Here is a 20,003-nt window from a genome sequence, read left to right as displayed (position 1 = left end):
AACGGTAAAGGCGATTATTTGAGTCTTTGTTACATTTGATTGAAAGCCGTTATTTTTCTTTTTCTACTTTAACCGTGTTCTTTTTTTACCTATGAAAATGACTATGAAGTTTCTGTAAAAGAGTGTTTTATATTTGTTTTTGAGCTTAATAGATAAGTAATTCCTTTGGTAAATTTTACCTAAATAACCTTTTCCAAATTTATAAATGAGAATAACTGTATTAAAAATGAATAAACAATCTAAATATCTTCTCTCTTTACTTTTAATGGTAAGTTTGGAGAGCTATGCACAAGACAAAGTTCAATTTCAAACTCCACCTAGCTCGGCAAAACCACGTGTTTGGTGGCATTGGATGAACGGAAATATATCGAAAGAGGGTATCCAAAAAGATTTAGAATGGATGAGCCGTGTTGGAATCGGTGGATTTCAGAATTTCGATGCTAATCTTTTCACGCCAGTAGTTGTGCCAAAGAAATTGGTTTTTATGCAACCCGACTGGAAAGATGCCTTTAAGTTCACCGCAGAATTTGCCGATAAAAAAGGCCTTGAAATGGCCATTGCTGGTTCGCCAGGCTGGAGCGTAACTGGTGGCCCGTGGGTAAAGCCTGAAGACGGCATGAAAAAATATGTTTGGTCGGAAGCTTTGATTGCTGGTGGGAAAAGACAAACCATTCAGTTACCCAAATTACCCGATGTGATTGGTAAATTTCAAGAAGCTGAAACACACGCTGGTGGAGTAATGGGTGGGTTTGTTGGTACAAAGCCCCAATTTGCCGCTGATGCAGTGGTGATTGCGTATAAATTACCTGCAAATGAAAAGCATTTAATGGATTTAAACCCCAAAATGACAAAAAGCGGTGGTGATTTTGATACAAAACTGATGCTCGACCATGATATAAATAAAACATTTTTCTTGCCACCAATGGAAGTAGGCAAAGACATGTGGGTACAATATGAGTTCGAGACCCCACAAACATTCAAAGCTTTTGCCTTGGGCATGGGCGAAGCAGGCGAACTGGCCGAATTTAATGGAGGACCAACCAATCGTAGTTTAAAAGTGAGTGATGATGGTGTAAACTTCCGTACCGTTGCCAAAATTTCAAATAGTACATTGCCATTTATTACAACTTCAATACCTGCAACTACCGCTAAATATTGGAGAATTTGTTTTGAAACCCTACCAGCTTCAATCAGTCCAATCATGGCAATGATGGGCATGAACGAAACCCCAAAACCCGCTGGAACAAATATTTCGGAATTTGTACTTTTCAATACTTCTCGTATCAATCAAGCAGAAGACAAAGCAGGTTTTTCCGCTTGGAAGGAGGATGGTAAACTAAGCGGTGCTGAAAATGTTGAGGCTATTCCGATGCAAGATATAGTCGATTTGACTGGTAAAATGAGTGCCGATGGAAGTCTCGAATGGGATGTTCCTGCTGGTAATTGGATGGTTGTACGATTGGGCTACTCGCTCACTGGTCGTCAAAATCACCCAGCTTCACCCGAGGCTACGGGTCTTGAAGTTGATAAACTCGATAAAGAAGCTGTTCGCCGATATATCAACACTTATTTGGATATGTATAAAGATGCCACAGGTGGCTTGATGGGAGCGAAGGGATTGACGCACATGGTGTTGGATAGCTACGAAGCGGGCCACATGAACTGGACAAAAGATTTTCCTGCCGAATTTCAGAAACGTCGTGGCTATGATATTAAAGGTTGGATTCCTGTGCTTACGGGTAGAATTGTGAATAATCTTGAAGCCAGCGAAAAATTCTTGTGGGATTTCAGAAAAACTATCGGAGAAATGATTGTCGAAAATCATTACGATGTCATTGGCGAAGAATTGCACAAAAGAGGCATGAAACGCTACACAGAGTCGCATGAAAACGGACGTATTTTTCTGGCCGATGGAATGGATGTAAAACGCAATGCCGAGATTCCGATGTCGGCCATGTGGACACCGGGGAGTTTGGCTGGTGGTGCAGACGAAGAGGTTCGCAGTGAAGGAGATATTCGTGAAGCAGCATCGGTAGCCAACATTTACGGACAAAACATTGTAGCTGCTGAGTCAATGACTGCCATTCAAAATGCTTTTTCGTGGACGCCCGAAAAACTTAAACGCACAGCCGATTTAGAATTTGCTTCTGGACTTAATCGTTTCGTGATTCACACCTCAGTTCACCAACCACTTGATGATAAAAAACCAGGGTTTTCGCTCGGGCCGTTTGGTCAGTATTTTACTCGTCAAGAAACTTGGGCAGAAGCTGGTGCAACCGCTTGGATGAGTTATTTAGGTAGAAGTTCGTACATGCTTCAACAAGGCAAAAACGTAGCAGATATTCTTTATTTGTATGGCGAAAATACCAATATTACGTGGGTTTGCCGTGAAAAATTGCCAAATATCCCCGCAGGATTTGAGTTTGATTTTGTCAACTCATCGGCCTTATTGAGTGCTATCCAGCCACAAAATGGCAAATTAATTGCCAAATCGGGCAATACATATAGTGTGTTGATGTTGGATGAATCAACCAAATTAATGACCCTATCGGTTTTGAAGCGAATCAAAACATTAGTTGATGCAGGTATAAAAGTTATAGGTGCAAAGCCCGAAAAGTCACCAGCTTTGGCTGATAACGATGCAGAATTTCAGAAATTGGCTGATGAAATTTGGTCGAAATCGAATGTTTCTAACGCCAACCTGGAAACAGGACATGCCCTATCTCTACAACCCGACGTAATTATAAATGGTGTAAAAAACAAAATATTGTTCCGTCATCGTGCAGGCTTCGACTCCGCTCAGCCAACAGGTAAATTTGATATTTATTGGCTAAACAACAGAAGCGAAAACCCAACCGATGCCGATGTAAGTTTCAGAGTAAGTGGTAAAATACCAGAGTTGTGGAATGCTCAAACTGGAAAAATCGAGAAGGTAAGTTACCAAATAAAAGAGGGCAGAACGATTGTGCCATTGAAGTTTGATTCTTGGGATGCTTATTTCATTGTTTTCAAAGATAAAACAACTGCCAATAATTACACAAAACCCACTAAAACAGCATCAACTTTAGCTACAATTTCTACACCGTGGAAAATCACATTTCCTATTCAGGGTAGAGACCTAACATCTAATGCTTCTACCTTAGAATCATGGGCAGATAATACCAATGTAGATATCAAATATTTCTCAGGAACAGCCACGTACGAAAACACCCTCAATATTACTTCGGTTGATAAAGCCGCCAAATATGAAATTAATTTAGGCGATGTAAAGAATATTGCGGAAGTAATTATCAACGGCAAAAACGTTGGTACCGCTTGGAAAAAGCCTTTCAAACTGGATATTTCAGAAGCCATCAAAGCAGGGGCTAACACTATTCAAGTAAAAGTAACAAACACTTGGGTAAACCGCCTGATTGGTGATGCCCAACCCGACGTTAAAGTAAAAACTACGTTTACAACAATGCCATTCTATCGTGCCGATTCACCATTATTACCTTCTGGAATGATTGGAGAAGTGAAGATAAATGTTTTGAAATAATTTTGATGATTTCTTTTTATATCTCAAACGTATATAAATATAAAATACGATCAAAGAAAACCAAATTTGATTTTTAAACGATCATTTCTCGAGCAGTTTGTAGCTAAAGGCGGCATTTCCGCCTTTAGCTTTTTTTTGCCCATTACTTATTGAGTTGTACATTCTTTCTTGAAACAAAATAATGATTGATTTTGAATATAATTAGAAGTTTTATGACTAATACATTAGGTAATTTTCATGCTATTTTTGTCTTTGAATCTTCATCTTTTTTGTTTATTTTGTTCAAAAAATTACTGCATTCATGATTTCTAAATGTGTTAAGAATAGTCAAGAGGCGATTGCCGATATTAAAGAGGGGGCGGTTCTGATGTTGGGAGGCTTTGGGCTTTGTGGCATTCCTGAAAACTGTATTCAATCTCTGGTTGAAAAAGGAATAAATAATCTCACGTGTATTTCAAATAATGCAGGTGTTGATGATTTTGGTATTGGATTGATGTTACAAAATCGCCAAGTCAAAAAAATGATTTCTTCGTATGTGGGTGAAAACAAGGAATTTGAACGTCAACTCTTATCTGGTGAATTGGAAGTTGAATTGATTCCCCAAGGAACTTTGGCGGAGCGAATAAGGGCTGGTGGAGCTGGAATTCCAGCGTTTTATACACCCGCAGGAGTGGGCACAGAAGTAGCCGAAGGTAAAGAAATAGAAGAATTTGAAGGCAAAAAATATGTAAAAGAAAAATGGCTCAAAGCAGATTTTTCAATCATTAAAGCTTGGAAAGGTGATCAATCTGGCAATTTAATTTTCAAAGGTACAGCCAGGAACTTTAGCCCAATGATGGCAGCTGCAGGAAAAATATGTATTGCAGAAGTTGAGGAATTGGTAGAGATAGGTGAACTAAACCCAAATGAAATCCATGTTCCGGGTATATACGTTCAAAGAATATTTCAAGGCGAAAATTATCAAAAAAGGATTGAGCAGCGTACAATAAGCCCCGAGGCCACCAGCCCCCCTACCCCCAGTGGGGTGCTAGGGGTTAGTGAACAAAAGGTTTTGTTTGAATATGGAAAAGGACTTACTAAATATGGCATTGCCAAAAGAATTTCCCAAGAAATTCGCAACAACTCCTACGTTAACCTAGGCATAGGAATTCCAACTTTGGTCGCTAATTATATTCCCAATGAAATCAATGTGATGCTACAATCTGAAAACGGTCTTCTAGGAATTGGTCCTTTTCCAACAGAAGAAAACGTTGATGCCGATTTGATAAATGCAGGTAAGCAAACCGTAACTATGCAAAAAGGCTCCTCCCTTTTTGATTCGGCAGAAAGTTTTGCTATGATTCGCGGTGAACATGTTGACTTAACCATTTTAGGAGCCATGGAAGTATCCGAAAATGGCGACATTGCCAATTGGAAAATACCAGGAAAAATGGTAAAGGGTATGGGTGGTGCCATGGACTTGGTTGCCTCTGCAAAAAACATAATCGTGGCCATGCAGCATGTTTCAAAAGATGGTAAATCTAAATTATTAAAAAATTGTACCTTGCCGATAACTGGATTAAATTGTGTTAAAAAGATTGTAACAGAATTGGCGGTGATTGAAGTACTGCCAGATGGTGGCTTTGTTTTGCTTGAATTGGCACCAGGAATTACCAAAGAGCAAGTGATAAAGGCCACAGAGGCACCAATTATAATTAGTCCAAATTTATCCGAAATGAAACTTTAACTCTAATAAATATGAAAAATACGATTTGTTTATTCATTATAATGCACTTGATATTCATTGGTGCTATCTCGCAAAACAAATGGACCGAAAAAACACAGGAAGGATTCAATCTTGTAAAAAATCCCAATGGACAAACCCTAGGTTACTCCCCAAGTTCTGGTGTAAAGATTCTCACAATTAACGGCTTAGCATTCAAAGACTTGAACAAAAACAACAAGCTAGATAGATTTGAAGACTGGCGGTTAAGTTATGACCTTAGGGCCAAAGATTTGGCTTCAAAACTATCAATAGAGGAAATCGCTGGCTTGATGTTGTACTCTTCGCACCAATCTATCCCAGCAAGGCCCGGTGGATATTTTGCTGGCACATACGGTGGCAAACCATTTAAAGCAGGTGAAACTGACCCAAGTGATTTGACTGATCAACAAAAGAAATTTTTAGCTGAAGATAACCTTCGTCATGTTTTACTTACTACGGTTCAAACATCAGAAATAGCAGCAAAATGGAACAATAAAATGCAAGCTTATTGCGAAAGTTTGGGTATGGGAATTCCAGCCAACAACAGTTCGGACCCAAGACATGGCACCAAATCAAGAGCAGAATATGATGCTGCAGCTGGTGGTGAAATTTCCATGTGGCCAAGTTCTTTAGGTATGGCGGCAACTTTTGATCCTGTTTTGATTGAACAATTTGGAAAAATTGCCGCTGCCGAATACCGAGCTTTGGGAATTACAACTGCATTATCACCGCAAGTGGATATTGCCACTGAACCTCGTTGGGGCCGATTTAATGGAACATTTGGCGAAAGCCCTTGGCTCTCGGCAGCTATGGGACAAGCCTATTGTGATGGTTTTCAATCAGGTATTTGGGGTGCTAAAAGCGTAAATGCCATGGTAAAACACTGGCCAGGTGGCGGTTCTGGTGAAGCTGGACGAGACGCACATTATGCAAATGGAAAATTTGCGGTATATCCAGGTAATAATTTCGATGCACACCTAATACCTTTCACCCAAGGAGCATTTAAATTAAAAGGCCAAACCAAAATGGCATCAGCTATTATGCCTTACTATACGGTATCATGGAATCAAGACAAGAAAAACAATGAAAATGTGGCCAATAACTATAATAAATACATGATTACAGACCTGCTCCGTACCAAATATGGCTATGATGGCGTGGTTTGTACAGATTGGAATGTGGTGGCTCTTCACAAAGCCATGGATTCGTTTTTAGACGGAAAATCATGGGGTGTAGAAAACCTCACTTTGGTTGAGCTGCATTACAAGGCACTTATGGCTGGTGTTGATCAATATGGCGGAAATAATGACAAAAAACCAATTATTGAAGCCTTTCATATGGGGGTAAAAGAGTTTGGAGAAGCCAAAATGAGAGCAAGAATGGAGCAATCGGCTGTGCGATTGCTAAAAAATATATTTAGAGTAGGTGTGTTCGAAAATCCTTATCTTGACACTGAGCAAACTAAGAGCATTGTTGGGAAACCCGAATACATGAAAGCAGGTTTTGAGGCACAGCTAAAATCAATAGTGATGCTAAAAAACCAAGCCAAGGTTCTACCAATAAATACAAAAAAGACTGTTTATGTTCCAAAACGATATGTACCTTCTAGTAGAAATTTCCTAGGCATGGAAACACCGGCATCAGAAGATTATCCCGTAAATATGGAAATCGTAAAGAAATATTATAATTTGACTGACAATGCTGCAGAAGCAGATTTTGCATTGGTATTTATCGAAAACCCAAAAGCCTCCATAGGATATGACAAGGAAGATCTAAAAAACGGTGGAAATGGCTATATACCTATCAGCCTACAATACAATGATTATAAAGCAGATGAAGCCCGAGAAGTAAGTATTGCTGGAGGAGATATTCTAGAAAATTTCACCAATAGAACTTACAAAAGTAAAACTGCTAAAACACCAAACATTACTGACATGAAGTTGGTGATAGACACCAAGTCAAAAATGGGCAACAAGCCAGTAGTCGTGATTGTAAATACCACAAACCCTATGGTTTTTTCCGAAATTGAACCTTCTGCTTCCGCAATTTTACTCAGTTTTGGTGTACAAGATCAAGCTATAGTAGAAACCATTGCAGGTAAAAATGAACCTTCAGCACTATTGCCAATGCAAATGCCAGCCAATATGTCTGTTGTAGAGAAACAGGCAGAAGATGTGCCTTATGATATGGCATGCCACAAAGATTCTGAGGGAAATGTCTATGATTTCGGGTTTGGTTTGAATTGGAAAGGTATTATAAAAGATACAAGAGTAACAAAGTATAAAAAATAATTATGGCTCACCGAATTAGGCGAATCGTAACTGGACACTCCAAAGACGGAAAAGCTGTTTTTACGATAGATGAGGAATTAGAAACAATTGTAATCCCAACAGGAGATGCGGCTATGGCCACTATTTGGACAACCTCAGCAGTTCCAGCTGATTGCAACGACCAATCTGATGGTCGTTTGAGAGAAGCAGGAACCACACTCAAGGGTGGTTCTGTAATTAGAGTTGTCGATATGTTACCTGGAGCCTCCTCGCCCATGCATCGCAGTTCTAGTATCGATTATGGAATAGTTATCAGTGGCGAAATTGAATTGGAACTTGATGACAAAGTTTTTAAAACAATAGGCATTGGTGGAATCATAATTCAAAATGGCACCATACATAAATGGAGAAATCCAAGCCTTTCAGAAAAGTGTCGAATCGTTTTTGTTTTAACTGAGGCAAAACCATTTGAGGTAAATGGAATACCACTTTCTGACGAAATGATTCATGAGTAATTTATTTGATTTATCTGATAAAATAGCATTGGTAACAGGTTCAAGTTCTGGCATGGGCAAAGCAATAGCCGAAGCCATGGGAAAACACGGTGCCAAAGTGGTAGTTTCTAGTTTTGAACCCTTTGAGGTTCAAAAAACTGTGGAGGAATTTAAAAAACTTGAGATTGAGGTTATTGGCATTCCGTGCGATATGACTCAAAAAGAGGAAATTGAACATTTGGTAAATGAAAGTTTTAAAAAATTTGGTGCTATTGATATACTCGTAAATTGTGTTGGAGCAGCACCGTCTGGAGGATTTTTTGAAATCAATCAGGACATTTTCGAAAAAACTATGGCTTTAAATCTTCAATCGGCCATTTATTTAACCAAATTGGTGCTTCCAAAAATGAAAGAGAAAAAAGATGGCGTTATCATTTATTTGGCAAGCATAGCTGGTGTTCGTGGCAACAAAAACCTTGGGCTATATGGCATTTCGAAAGCTGGATTAATAGAAATGGCAAGAAACCTAGCTGTGGAATTTGGTCCTGATAACATAAGAGTAAACTCAATCTCTCCTGGAATGATAAAAACACCATTTTCGGAATCTCTTATTAATAACGAAGAATTTATGATTAAAAGATTATCCCAAACCCCACTGAGAAGAATTGGCACCGTAGATGAAATTGCAGGAGTGGCTGTAATGCTCGCTTCACAAGCAGGAGGATTTATCACAGGTCAAAATATCATAGTCGATGGTGGAACAACGATAAGTGATGGGAATTAGATATTGGTTATTGGTTGACTAGTTACTGGTTTATTTGTAATAGTTAAGGTCTATTCTCCATGAAGAAGTTCTCTAATAAACAGTTCACAAATAACAAATAACCAAATTATGAAAAGATTCGAAAACAAAGTTTGCTATGTAACAGGAGCGGGTTCTGGAATTGGAAAAGCTACTGCATTATCATTTGCAAAAGAAGGTGGAAAAGTGGTTTGCTGCGACATAAACAAACAAAATGCAGAAGAAACAGTATCAGAAATACTAAAAAGTAATGGAATTGCCATTGCACTTGGGGTAAATATTGCAAGTAAAGAAGAGGTAGAAAACTCAATAATTAAAACCGTTGAGGTTTTCGGACGTTTAGATTGTGCTGCCAATTGTGCCGGAATTGCTGGCCCAGTTTCCTTAAAAATACATGAATATCCTGAAGAATATTGGAAGCAGCAAATTGCTGTAAATTTAACAGGAAATTGGTATCTACTTAAATATCAAATAGCTCAAATGCTTAAAAATGGAGGTGGATACATAGCTATCCTTTCTTCCGCTGCTGGGTTGATTGGACAACCAGAAAACTCACCTTACGCAGCCTCTAAGCACGGAATAGAAGGAATGATGAAGACAGCAGCCATAGAATATGCCACTCAAAATATTAGAGTTAATTCTATTTGTCCTACCGCCATAGAAACACCTATGATTATGCAAGGCAGACGTAAGTTGGCGGAGAATGAAGAAGCCAAACAACAAGCCATCAATTTCCAAAGGATGAAGCGGATGGGAACTCCTCAAGAAGTTGCCGATGTGGCTCTTTGGCTATGTTCTGACCAATCAAGCTTTATTACTGGAAGCTCAATTAAAGCCGATGGCGGAGCTTTGTGTTAAAGTAGATAAAACGAATTTCGATAAAATTTTTTCAACAGAAAATTTGGAATTATAGTTTTCCAACTTCTACTCTATTGTACCACCTTCAGCCAAGAAAAAAAACTATTTATCAACACCAGTTCCCGCTGAAATCTTTTTATTAGATGAATATATGTCTGTATAAGTAGTGATCAAAAAGCCCTTAAATGAAGGCAGACATGAGGGTAATTCAATCTTATTACATTTTCTGGTTACTATAAAAATATGGTTTAAAAACGAATTCGTGTTACAATCCTTGCGTACATCTAAGTTATATACGGGTTTGTCTTTAATCTCTCGCTTGGCAATGAACCATATAACAGGCCTGAGAATAATCGTAGATTTTCAGTATACCTACGTCAAACCAACATGGCTCGTGGTTTCTGTTCCGTCTGTTGATTTAAATGATGGACATCATGCAGAATTGATGAATTTGGGTTAGAATAAACCCAAAATATCTAAAAAAATGGGAATATTCACACGCTTTAAACTTTATATGTGCACATTACCGAACTTAACCAACACGAACTTAGCAGTATTTTTAATCGTGTGGGTCTTTCACTAAACAATTTTAAATATGTTGTCGGTTTTAATGCTGATTGGTATAGACCCCACAACATTAGTGAATTGAACACCAACGTTTTTGATCGAGTTTTGTTGAACTTGGTTAAGCCCAATCTTCTTTTTTTCAAATCGGTATATTGAACTTATTTTTTTTGAAAAAACACTACCTCCACATCAATTAAATTAGGTGAGGTTTTTCCTTAGTTCGAAAAACATAGCAGAACTCCAATATTTATACCTTGATTTATATTAAATGGATTGATTTTGTCAGTAGATGGAATGATAATGATAAATAATATGATTTTTATCATAATACTTTTGTACAAGAAATTATTTCAATAGTTCAATAAAAAAGCCGCCTCTACTACGAATAGAAACGGCCTTGACTTTTTGAAATGGCGTTTAAACTCATTAAAATTTAAAACCGACCAAATTTATGAACAAAATCTTTTTATCTAACTCTTATTGGCAAAAAACTACAGTTTTTTTTGCTTTGTTGCTTTTTACAAGCGTGTCTGCCTATGCCCAATCTATCACCGGAATGGTAAAATCCGATAAAGGCGAGAAACTACCCGGAGTAAGTGTTGTTATTAAGGGAACAACTAAAGGTACTACGACCGATCGTGATGGTAAATATTCAATTGATGCAAAAAGTGGGGAAACTCTTGTTTTTTCATTTGTTGGTTATGTATCCAAAGAAATTTCAATAAATAATCAGACCGTAATTGATTTAAACTTGACTGAGGATGCACAAAGTTTAGATGAGGTAATTGTCACAGGTGTTTTTGACAAACGCACAGCCATTCAATCTTCAATAGCTATAAGTAAGTTAGACAGTAAAGCTATCGCTAGATTGGCACCTAATAGTGCTGCTGATTTACTAAGTTTTACTCCTGGAGTTTTTGTAAACTCTGCATTAGGAGAAATTAATAACACCGTTTATTCAAGAGGTGTAAATGCCAACCAGTTTACGCCATCGGGTGTAAATGGTTATTATTATGTATCTTTAATGGAAGATGGTCTGCCTGTTACGAATATCACTTCAGGAACTGTGGTTGCTGATAGATTTTATCGTGCAGATGCTACTTTAGCTAATTTAGAGTCAGTAAGAGGTGGTTCAGCGGCCATTGCCTCAAATAATGCACCGGGTGGAATTTTTAACTACATCTCTAACACAGGATTGAAACCTGTTAACGAAATTGCTTATAAAGTTGGTCTTGAGGGTGACGAAATTAATCTTTTCAACCGTATTGATGCAAATTTTGGCGGAAAATTGGGTAAAAACAATTGGTACTATAACATTGGTGGGTTTTATCGCCATTCAGACGGCCAACGCTACCCTGGTTATGCCCAAAACAAAGGCGGACAAATCAAAGCTAACGTTGTGAAAACTTTAGCCAATGGCGGAATGTTAAAATTCTATGCGAAGATTTTGGATGATAGAAACGGAATTCCGCAGAATCTTCCTGCTCAAAACTACGATAACCCTACGATTGTCAATGGTTTCAGTAATACATTTAGCTATATGTTACCAGCAGGCGAATCGAAACAGCCTTTATGGAACAATACGGATTCTTTTACATTTGACCCGTCAAAATTGATTCATAGTCAGGATAAAATGCTGGGTTCTGAGCTTAATCTCAACCTAAAAAATGGTTGGACGCTTACAAACAACATTCGAGGCTCATTGAAAGGTATTGAGCAAGATATTACTATCATGTCAACCCCTACTTCCTTGACGAGTGTGCTTACTTATGCACTCATGGGAATGGCTGGCCCCGGACAATTTTCTTTTAAGGACAGAGCCACTGGTCAAGAATTAGCCACCGTTTCAGCTGATTTTTCGAGAGGTCCAAGTTTCACAGTTACCAAAAATAATCTTCCTGGCCAAAGTATCGTACCAAATGCCGTGTTGTTTAATTTTTCTAATTATATCAAAGCTCACCTTGGTGAAGTAATTGACCAAATTACTGTAAACAAAAAATTGGGCAAACACTCAATTACGGCTGGTAGCTATTTGGCATTTACAAATTTTATTACAGTTATAGCTGGTACCGCAAACACTTCGCTGAGACCCATCGAAAACCTAGCATCTCCGCTTGATATTACTTGGACTAACCCTGCCGGAGTCGCTCAAAAAGTAACAAACCCTTTAGGATATGCTCGTCTTTCGGGTGGTGGATTGGCTTTTAGGTCGGCCGACGTAAAACAAAATCAGGTAGCATTTTTCTTGAATGATGGCTTTCAACCTACCGAAAAACTCAATATTGATTTGGGACTCAGAATAGAAAGTATTGGAGTAAAGGGCGGTAATCAGATTGGAGTTCCGACACCAACTTCTACAACCGGAGGACTTGATGGAAATTTAACAACACTCTTTGATAATTCTTATTTTGTTAAAGGTACAACGGTTAGCTATAATTCAAAACTTAATTTATTCTCGTATTCTGGGGGAGTAAATTATCTCTTAAACAAAGGAAACTCAATTTACGCTCGTTTCTCGAATAGTCAAAAAGCTCCTGAATACGGTTTCTATAACGATAACTTTACAAATCCAAGTGCTAGCCCAGAAGTAAAAGCCCAAACTATTACTCAATTTGAGTTAGGATATAAGTTTAAAGGTAAAAAAGCTTCGGGTTCAATCATTCCGTTTTATAGTAATTTAAGTGATATTCCAGTAACTACCATTGCTCAAGAAACCGATGGCACAGCTTACTATACACCAGTTGTTTATAACGAAATCCGAACTTTAGGTTTAGAGGCCGAGGTAAATATCAATTTTACCAAAAACCTAAGTTTAAATGCTAATGCTACCTATCAAGATGGAATTGCAACTACTTGGCAAAACTGGCTTGTTGGCGTAAACGGAAGAGCAGATGATAAAATAGCTGATTTCAACGGTAATCGTGCAGTGAACATTCCAAAACTCATGGCCAATATCTCGCCAATCTTTACTTATAATAAAGGTTTTGTGATGTTGAATTACAAATATATGGGGGCAAGACCAGCCAATATTGCGAATATATTCGATTTACCTGGCTTTGGGCAGTTAAATTTAAGTGCGGGCTATGATGTTTCAAAAAAACTATCACTTAATGCCAATATTAATAATCTGACCAATGTATTGGGTATAATGAACTGGATGGCTACTTCGCAATTTGCCTTAGTAGATGGTTTCAATCATAATTCGTTTACTGCGGAAAGAAGACAAACTGCACCAAATTCAATTTTTCAAATTTTACCCGTTCAGCCAAGAGCTTATTTCTTGACGTTAAAGTATAAGTTCTAAAAGAATTGAGTTGACGTAAAAGGTTTTTGGGTGATTTGGCGGTGGTGAATTTACTTAGACGAGTATCTGACAATAGTTTGTTTAGTCCAGTTGATGATATTTTCAGATAAAAAGTCGGTTCATATAGCATTTTGGGAGATGGTAAAACATTGGGATGTGCTTTGAGCAGTTCAAAAATAACTGCAAAAATCCACACCCAATGTTTTGAGTGAAAAATGTAATTTAAAATAACATATTAAACCCTATAAAAATGGCGAATTTTTCAATCAAAAAAGCAGGCTTTTGGCAAGCACTTGTTGTAATTCTTTTAAATCAGCTTCCCATGATGGCTATTGTGGCGTTGATGCCAGCTTTACCAACATTGATGGGGCATTTCAGAGATGTTGACAACAAAGATTTGCTCGTGCCGATGATTCTGACCGCACCGGGTATTTGTATTGCACTTATTGCCCCATTTGCTGGCGTATTGGTTGATAAATTTGGTAGAAGAAAATTATTGATTTGGTTTACAGCCATATATGGTTTAGGTGGAATTTTACCTTTCTTCTTAGATGGTTTCAATACAGTTATTACGGGTCGCTTACTTTTAGGTATTGGAGAAGCCTTCGTTTTGGTTATCGGCAATACTTTGTTGGGCGATTATTTTGCCCCAAAAGACCGTTCAAAATGGTTAATGGTGCAAGGTTTCTTTGGCTCTATTGCTGCTGCTTTATTGCTTGCTCTAAGTGGGCAACTGGCGAGTATTGGCTGGAATTTCCCCTTTTTGGTTTACGGAATCTCTTTTTTCATAACCATACTTGCTGTAATTTTTATTTTTGAACCCGAAGAAAAATTCACGAGTGAGATAGATTCGGTCTCTTCCGAAACTAAATTTCCTGTTAATACCGCCATTATGGTATTTTTGATTACACTCGGTTTTTCTGTTATTTATTTTGTCTATACCATTCATTTTTCAAGAGCTCTGGACGCCATGGGCATCAAAGACCCAAAACACGTGGGTAATTTGGGAGCAATTGCCAGTACTGCTGTGCCTTTGGGTGCATTGATTTTTAAATTAGTTTCCAAACGCCCTTTTTGGCAGCAAATGGCATTAATTTTTTTGTTTTTCACAATAGGGCTGGCTGGCATTGGCCTTGCCAAAGATACTACGAGTGCTGTGGCCGTTGGCTGGATTCAGCAATTAGGCTGTGGTATGACGATTCCAGTTTTGGTAGCATGGGCTTTAAGTTTGCTCCCGGTTCAATACCGTGGCCGAGGCATGGGTTTCTGGACGAGTGCCTTCTTCTTAGGGCAGTTTGTAAATCCTATTTTTGTTTCTTCAATAGGCAAACTTGTGGGCAATGTACAAGATACTTTTTTAGCAACTGGCATAATATGCGGCATCGTGTTTATCATAATTTTACTCCTAAATATCTTTTCAAAGAAAGCGATAAATTAATCTAATGAATAGCAATTTAAGTATCAAATGTGCTGAAAGTCTTTATAGCTATCAGGAAGAGCTTTTCCTAAAAAAAGAATCTTGACGATAGTGGAATGGTAACTGTAATAACTGTCAGCAAATATGTATGTCAATTTTAATCTAACTAATGCTGAAAATGAAGAATAGATTATTCATAACGACAATGGGCTTTATCTTAATTGTTAGCGGGCTAAATGCCCAAATGCCGATAAAGAAAGACCGTTTAGACGAAGTGGGGCGTAAAAATAGTATGATTCCTCATTTACAAAAAAAAGGAAATTCAAAACAACTTATTGTGAATGAAAAGCCTTTTTTGATTTTGGGAGGAGAACTACATAATTCGTCTTCTTCAAATGCGAACTACATGCGTCCAATCTGGGAACAACTGAAAAAGAAAAATCTCAATACGGTCGTGGCACCTGTTTATTGGGAATTGATAGAGCCTACGGAAGGAGAATTCGATTTTTCTTTAGTGGATAGTGTGATTGTTGGCATTCGAAAGCAAAATCTAAAATTGGTCATATTGTGGTTTGGCACATGGAAAAATGGATATTCTACTTATGTGCCAAGTTGGGTAAAACATGATTCGGATAAATACCCTTATGCCAAGGATAAAAACGGAAAAAATCTTCAAATCCTTTCAGCTTTTGGTGAAGAAACAATGAAAGCAGATGCACGTGCATTCAAAGCTTTGATGAAACACATCAAAGAGTTTGACCAAAAGGAGCAAACTGTTATCATGGCTCAAATCGAAAATGAGGTCGGTTTATTTTACTCACCACGTGATTACACAGGTGAAAAATTGTACCAATCAGAAGTGCCAGTAGGAGTAATCAATTATTTGAAAAACAATAAATTACAGCCAGAATTAGAAAAAGTATGGAAAGCAAATGGTAGTAAAACAAAAGGTAATTGGGAGGAAGTCTTCGGCAAAAGTGATACAACTACTACCGACTGGAAAAATTTAAGTTTCTTGACCGAAGAGTTATTCAGTGCCTATCACTACGCTCGTTTTATGAGTGCAGTTGCCGAGGCAGGAAAATCAGAATATCCGATTCCGATGTACGTTAATGCTTGGATAAAACAGCCAAAATTGGGCTATCCTGGCAAATACCCGAGTGGTGGGCCAGTGCCACACACCTTAGACTTTTGGCGTTTGGCTGCTCCTGCCATTGATATGATTGTTCCTGATATTTATATATCTGGAGCCAATGAAGTAATAGAAACGTACAGAAGAGAGGGCAATCCTGTTTTTATTCCTGAAATTGGACATAACAGCTCGTCTACTTTTGAAGCCATGTATGCCTTTGGAAGCCAAGAAATAATAGGTTTCTCACCTTTTGGCATTGATGATATGACCCCAGAAGAAGACCCGTTTACGCCTGCTTACAAGGCACTTTCAAAGGTTAAAGATGTTATTTTGAAGTATCAAAGTACTGATAAAATGGTAGGAATATTATTGGACAAAAATAAGCCTATCCAAAATTTCAACTTAGGCGATTATTCCATTCAAGCCAATATTGGCAAAACAATTATTGATTTTAATTTGGTTTTTGCGGGTTTTCCTTCAAAAGACCCAAAGCCAGAGGTAGCAGGTGGAATACTCATTAACATTGGTAAAGATGAATTTATTCTCATTGGAAAATACTTCAATATTGAACTAAAAGCAAAAACGCCCAATCCTGCCATGCCATTTTTGGACATTGAAGTGATGGAGGAGGGGTATTTTGAAAATGACATTTGGAAAGTAACTCGTAGGCTCAACGGTGACGAATCTTTTACGAGTATGGGCGGAGATGCTGGTTTTGGCTTTAAAAAAGACCCAAGCATGGCAGCGGTTGCGTTTCCAGCTACCGAAGAGTTTAAAGTTATACGTTTTAAGGTTTTCAGATATAAATAATTAGAATTTTCGCTGTCATGATAATGCATTTTTCTACTTAGAAAACCTTAATTAAATTTTCTTTTTTTAAATATTCAAAAACTATAATATATGTCTTCAAATATCAAACGTGCTGTAAGTCTTTATAGCTACCAGGAAGAGTTTTTCCTAAAAAAAATGAACCTCGAAGATTGTATCGCTGCGGCGGCAGCTACTGGTGCTACGGGGATAGAAATAGTAGGCGAGCAAAGTGTACCTGGTTGCCCAAAACTTCCTTCTGATGCCTTTGTTGACCAATGGTTCGGATGGATGGATAAGTATAAGGTTACGCCAGTTGCCCACGATATGTTTTTGGATTATAATAAGAAAAAAGGACATTATTGGTCAGACGACGAAGCCGTAGAATCGTTTAAGCAAGATATTCGATTTGCTCATAAATTGGGTTTTAAAGTAATTCGTGTGATTGTGAATACTACGCCCCAAATCATCGAAAAAGTAATTCCTTTTGCCGAAGACCACGACATTAAATTGGGAATTGAAGTACATGCTCCGTGGAATATCAACAGTGCCTGGATGGAACGCCACTGGGATGTAATGGAAAGAACTGGAACTAAACATTTTGGATTTATCCCAGATATGGGTGGTTTTTGCCGACGTTTACCACGTGTGCAAGTAGATAGAATGATACGCAATGGGGCTGACCCCGAAATTGCAAAATTTGTGTGTGAACAACACGAAAAAGGAATTATGGCAGAATATACAATTTTTGAGGTTTCAAGAATGAGTAATCGACGTATAGATATGGCCGTTGCAGAACTTTCCCGCCATAATACCTTCGTAAATCCCCTAAGTTTGGTGCCTCATATCGATAGAATCGTTCACATTCATGGCAAATGTCTTGAAATGTTGGAGGATTGTACCGAATACAGTATTCCTTATAATGAAGTTGTGGCCGTACTATTAAAACATGGCTATAATGGGTATATCGCCACCGAATACGAAGGTAATCGCCACATCCAAGATGTTTACGAAGTTGACAGTGTGGAACAGGTACGTAGGCATCAGCAAATGTTGAAAAATTTGGGATGTGGGATTTGAGATTTCGAATTTTATAAATCAATGTCTAAAATTTTTGTCAAATAAGATTTTTGATTGGGGTATCACAAATCCACAATCCGAAATCATAAATCCAAAATCAAAAAATGTACGAAAAATATATGATAGTGCCAGAATTAGCCAAAAAGACCGAAAAAGGGTTTGAAATTGGGGCAAGATTGCCTTATTACAGAGGCGTGTCACTTTCTATGGTAGAAGAAATTGAAGTTACTTTGGATGGAGAAACTTTGCCACAAAGTGATGTAAGCATTCTGATTAATGGTAAAACCTACAACCTCGAACAGCGTGAAAATGAACTCGACGACCGTTGGGAAATGGGTGAAGTTGCTACACTTGCTATTGCTAAATCCGGTGAATTGCCAGCAGGAGAACACAAATTAGGACTTAAAATTAATCTTAGAATTGGATACATGCCTTTTCCAAGTATCAGAATTGCCGAAAGGAATATAATAATTAATTGAATTATTGAGATGTACGAATGATGATTGAGCAAACATTAAAATCGTAAATCTAAAATAGTGAATAAAAATGGGTCCATTAGATAAATATATACTCAAGGATGATGCTTTGGAAGCTACCGAAAATGGTTTTCAACTCAAATTTCAAACGCACTGGTATCGTGCCTTACCGCTTTCTTGCATGGATTTTAACCTTAAAATTGATGGCAAAGAAATAGATAAAAACGATTTGAAAATCAAAGCCAATGGCAATGAGTATCGGTACGATGAATTACTCGAATTGGACAAAGAATGGTTATTTGTACTTGACAGAGGTATTTTGGAAGTTGAGCAGCCTATCGAAAAAGGCAAGACCTACGATATTGAATTCAAATACGACCTGTATATTCCTTACATTTTGGTAGGTCCGCAAGCCAACCCTTTGTTGGCAAGTTCAGTAGTACATAAAAATTTAATCTGTCAATAATTATGTCAAATATAAAATTAGCCACTTCTCTTTTTTCATTTGCTTATGAATGGAACTCGGGAAAATATAGTTTAGAAGACGTAATCGCTGAAACCCGAAAAAGAGATTTGGGTACTGGCTTAGAAATAATTGGTTTTCAAAGTCTAAGAGGCTTTCCGTACATTTCTTATGAAACCGAAAAAGAAGTAAAAAACTTGCTCGATAAATACGAGTTTGAGCCAGTGGCTTTGGATGCCAATATTGATGTGGGTATCAAACGACACGCTAAAATGAGTATCGACGAAACCGTAGAATATATCAAACCGCAAATTTTGGCGGCTCAAAAATTGGGTTTCCCTATTCTTCGTTGTCAAACTACCGCCCCAGCTGAAGTATATGAAAAACTCGTACCATTTGCCGAAAAAGCCAATGTAATTATGGGTATAGAGCTACACACACCTTACAGTGTCGACCACCCTTCAGTCATCAAAATGGCAGAAATGTTTGGTCAAATGCAAACACACGTATTGGGTTTTATACCAGATATGGGTACATGTATGCGTGCTATTCCTGATGCTTTACTCACCAGCTTCAAGACTTCGGGAGTAACCGATGAAATGATAGCAATTACCAAAGAAATTTGGCATAAAGATATGCCAACAACAGCCAAATTTGGAGAATTGGCTCAAACATTGATTCCAATGGGTGCCACACCACCACAAATAGGTCGTTTGAATATGGCTTTCAGCATGAATGGACGCCAACCTATTGAGGCTTGGGCAGAAATTATGCCTTATGTAGTGCATATACACGGTAAATTTTATGGTTTTGATGAAAACGGAGATGAACCAAGCATAGATTATCCTACTATTTTCAAGGTTTTCAATGAAGGCGGTTACAATGGCTATATTTCATCAGAATACGAAGGTTCAGCCTTTACCGATGAGTTCGATGCCTTCGACCAAGTTGAAAAACAACATCAACTTTTCAAAAGAATAGTAAATGATTTGTAACTAATGGAAAAAATGGTTTGGCACATTTCAAATCAAAAAATTAATAGAAAACGCTC

Annotated in this window: 14 protein-coding genes and 1 pseudogene; all 15 read left to right on the top strand. The window is 37.8% G+C overall.

Annotated features, from left to right (window positions below; all coding sequences use genetic code 11):
- The first annotated feature begins 226 nt into the window (after positions 1-226).
- The 15 genes and pseudogenes from EGI31_RS21635 to EGI31_RS21565 all read left to right on the top strand — a co-directional run bounded on the left by EGI31_RS21635 (position 227) and on the right by EGI31_RS21565 (position 19,947).
- Positions 227-3,538, top strand: coding sequence for a glycosyl hydrolase (locus EGI31_RS21635; protein ID WP_255039274.1), 3,312 nt, complete (start codon positions 227-229; stop codon positions 3,536-3,538).
- 301 nt (positions 3,539-3,839) lie between these two features.
- Positions 3,840-4,526 (top strand): annotated as a pseudogene (locus EGI31_RS21630) (CoA transferase subunit A); the annotation flags it as partial.
- A gap of 36 nt (positions 4,527-4,562) precedes the next feature.
- Positions 4,563-5,264: a 3-oxoacid CoA-transferase subunit B gene (locus EGI31_RS21625; RefSeq protein ID WP_255039282.1), complete on the top strand. Its 702-nt coding sequence runs from the start codon at positions 4,563-4,565 to the stop codon at positions 5,262-5,264.
- Between the two features lie 11 nt (positions 5,265-5,275).
- On the top strand, positions 5,276-7,573 hold the full coding sequence (locus EGI31_RS21620; RefSeq protein ID WP_255039273.1) for a glycoside hydrolase family 3 protein: 2,298 nt from the start codon (positions 5,276-5,278) through the stop codon (positions 7,571-7,573).
- A 2-nt stretch (positions 7,574-7,575) separates the two neighbouring features.
- Positions 7,576-8,067, top strand: coding sequence for a cupin domain-containing protein (locus EGI31_RS21615; protein ID WP_255039272.1), 492 nt, complete (start codon positions 7,576-7,578; stop codon positions 8,065-8,067).
- On the top strand, positions 8,060-8,830 hold the full coding sequence (locus EGI31_RS21610) for an SDR family NAD(P)-dependent oxidoreductase (protein ID WP_255039271.1): 771 nt from the start codon (positions 8,060-8,062) through the stop codon (positions 8,828-8,830). The genes EGI31_RS21615 and EGI31_RS21610 overlap by 8 nt, the downstream gene beginning before the upstream one ends.
- A 108-nt stretch (positions 8,831-8,938) precedes the next feature.
- Positions 8,939-9,706: an SDR family NAD(P)-dependent oxidoreductase gene (locus tag EGI31_RS21605; protein WP_255039270.1), complete on the top strand. Its 768-nt coding sequence runs from the start codon at positions 8,939-8,941 to the stop codon at positions 9,704-9,706.
- Between the two features lie 325 nt (positions 9,707-10,031).
- The gene (locus tag EGI31_RS21600) at positions 10,032-10,166 is read left to right on the top strand and encodes a hypothetical protein (RefSeq protein WP_255039269.1); all 135 of its coding nucleotides are present in this window, start codon (positions 10,032-10,034) and stop codon (positions 10,164-10,166) included.
- 558 nt (positions 10,167-10,724) lie between these two features.
- Positions 10,725-13,577 carry a TonB-dependent receptor gene (locus EGI31_RS21595; protein ID WP_255039268.1) on the top strand — a complete coding sequence of 951 codons (2,853 nt, stop codon included), beginning with the start codon at positions 10,725-10,727 and terminating at the stop codon, positions 13,575-13,577.
- A gap of 250 nt (positions 13,578-13,827) precedes the next feature.
- Positions 13,828-15,015, top strand: coding sequence for an MFS transporter (locus EGI31_RS21590; RefSeq protein WP_255039267.1), 1,188 nt, complete (start codon positions 13,828-13,830; stop codon positions 15,013-15,015).
- A gap of 157 nt (positions 15,016-15,172) precedes the next feature.
- Positions 15,173-16,936, top strand: coding sequence for a GH35 family beta-galactosidase (locus EGI31_RS21585; protein ID WP_255039266.1), 1,764 nt, complete (start codon positions 15,173-15,175; stop codon positions 16,934-16,936).
- A gap of 90 nt (positions 16,937-17,026) precedes the next feature.
- The gene (locus tag EGI31_RS21580) at positions 17,027-18,013 is read left to right on the top strand and encodes a sugar phosphate isomerase/epimerase family protein (protein WP_255039265.1); all 987 of its coding nucleotides are present in this window, start codon (positions 17,027-17,029) and stop codon (positions 18,011-18,013) included.
- 104 nt (positions 18,014-18,117) lie between these two features.
- A complete protein-coding gene (locus tag EGI31_RS21575; protein ID WP_255039264.1) occupies positions 18,118-18,492 on the top strand; it encodes a C-glycoside deglycosidase beta subunit domain-containing protein in 375 nt (124 codons plus the stop codon).
- Between the two features lie 67 nt (positions 18,493-18,559).
- The gene (locus tag EGI31_RS21570; protein ID WP_255039263.1) at positions 18,560-18,955 is read left to right on the top strand and encodes a C-glycoside deglycosidase beta subunit domain-containing protein; all 396 of its coding nucleotides are present in this window, start codon (positions 18,560-18,562) and stop codon (positions 18,953-18,955) included.
- Between the two features lie 2 nt (positions 18,956-18,957).
- Positions 18,958-19,947 (top strand): sugar phosphate isomerase/epimerase family protein, encoded by a 990-nt coding sequence (locus tag EGI31_RS21565; protein ID WP_255039262.1) that lies wholly within the window; start codon positions 18,958-18,960, stop codon positions 19,945-19,947.
- Positions 19,948-20,003 lie beyond the last annotated feature (56 nt).

The sequence above is a fragment of the Lacihabitans soyangensis genome (assembly GCF_024343775.1).
Classification (GTDB): domain Bacteria; phylum Bacteroidota; class Bacteroidia; order Cytophagales; family Spirosomataceae; genus Leadbetterella; species Leadbetterella soyangensis.
This window is presented reverse-complemented; position numbering and strand designations above follow the sequence as displayed.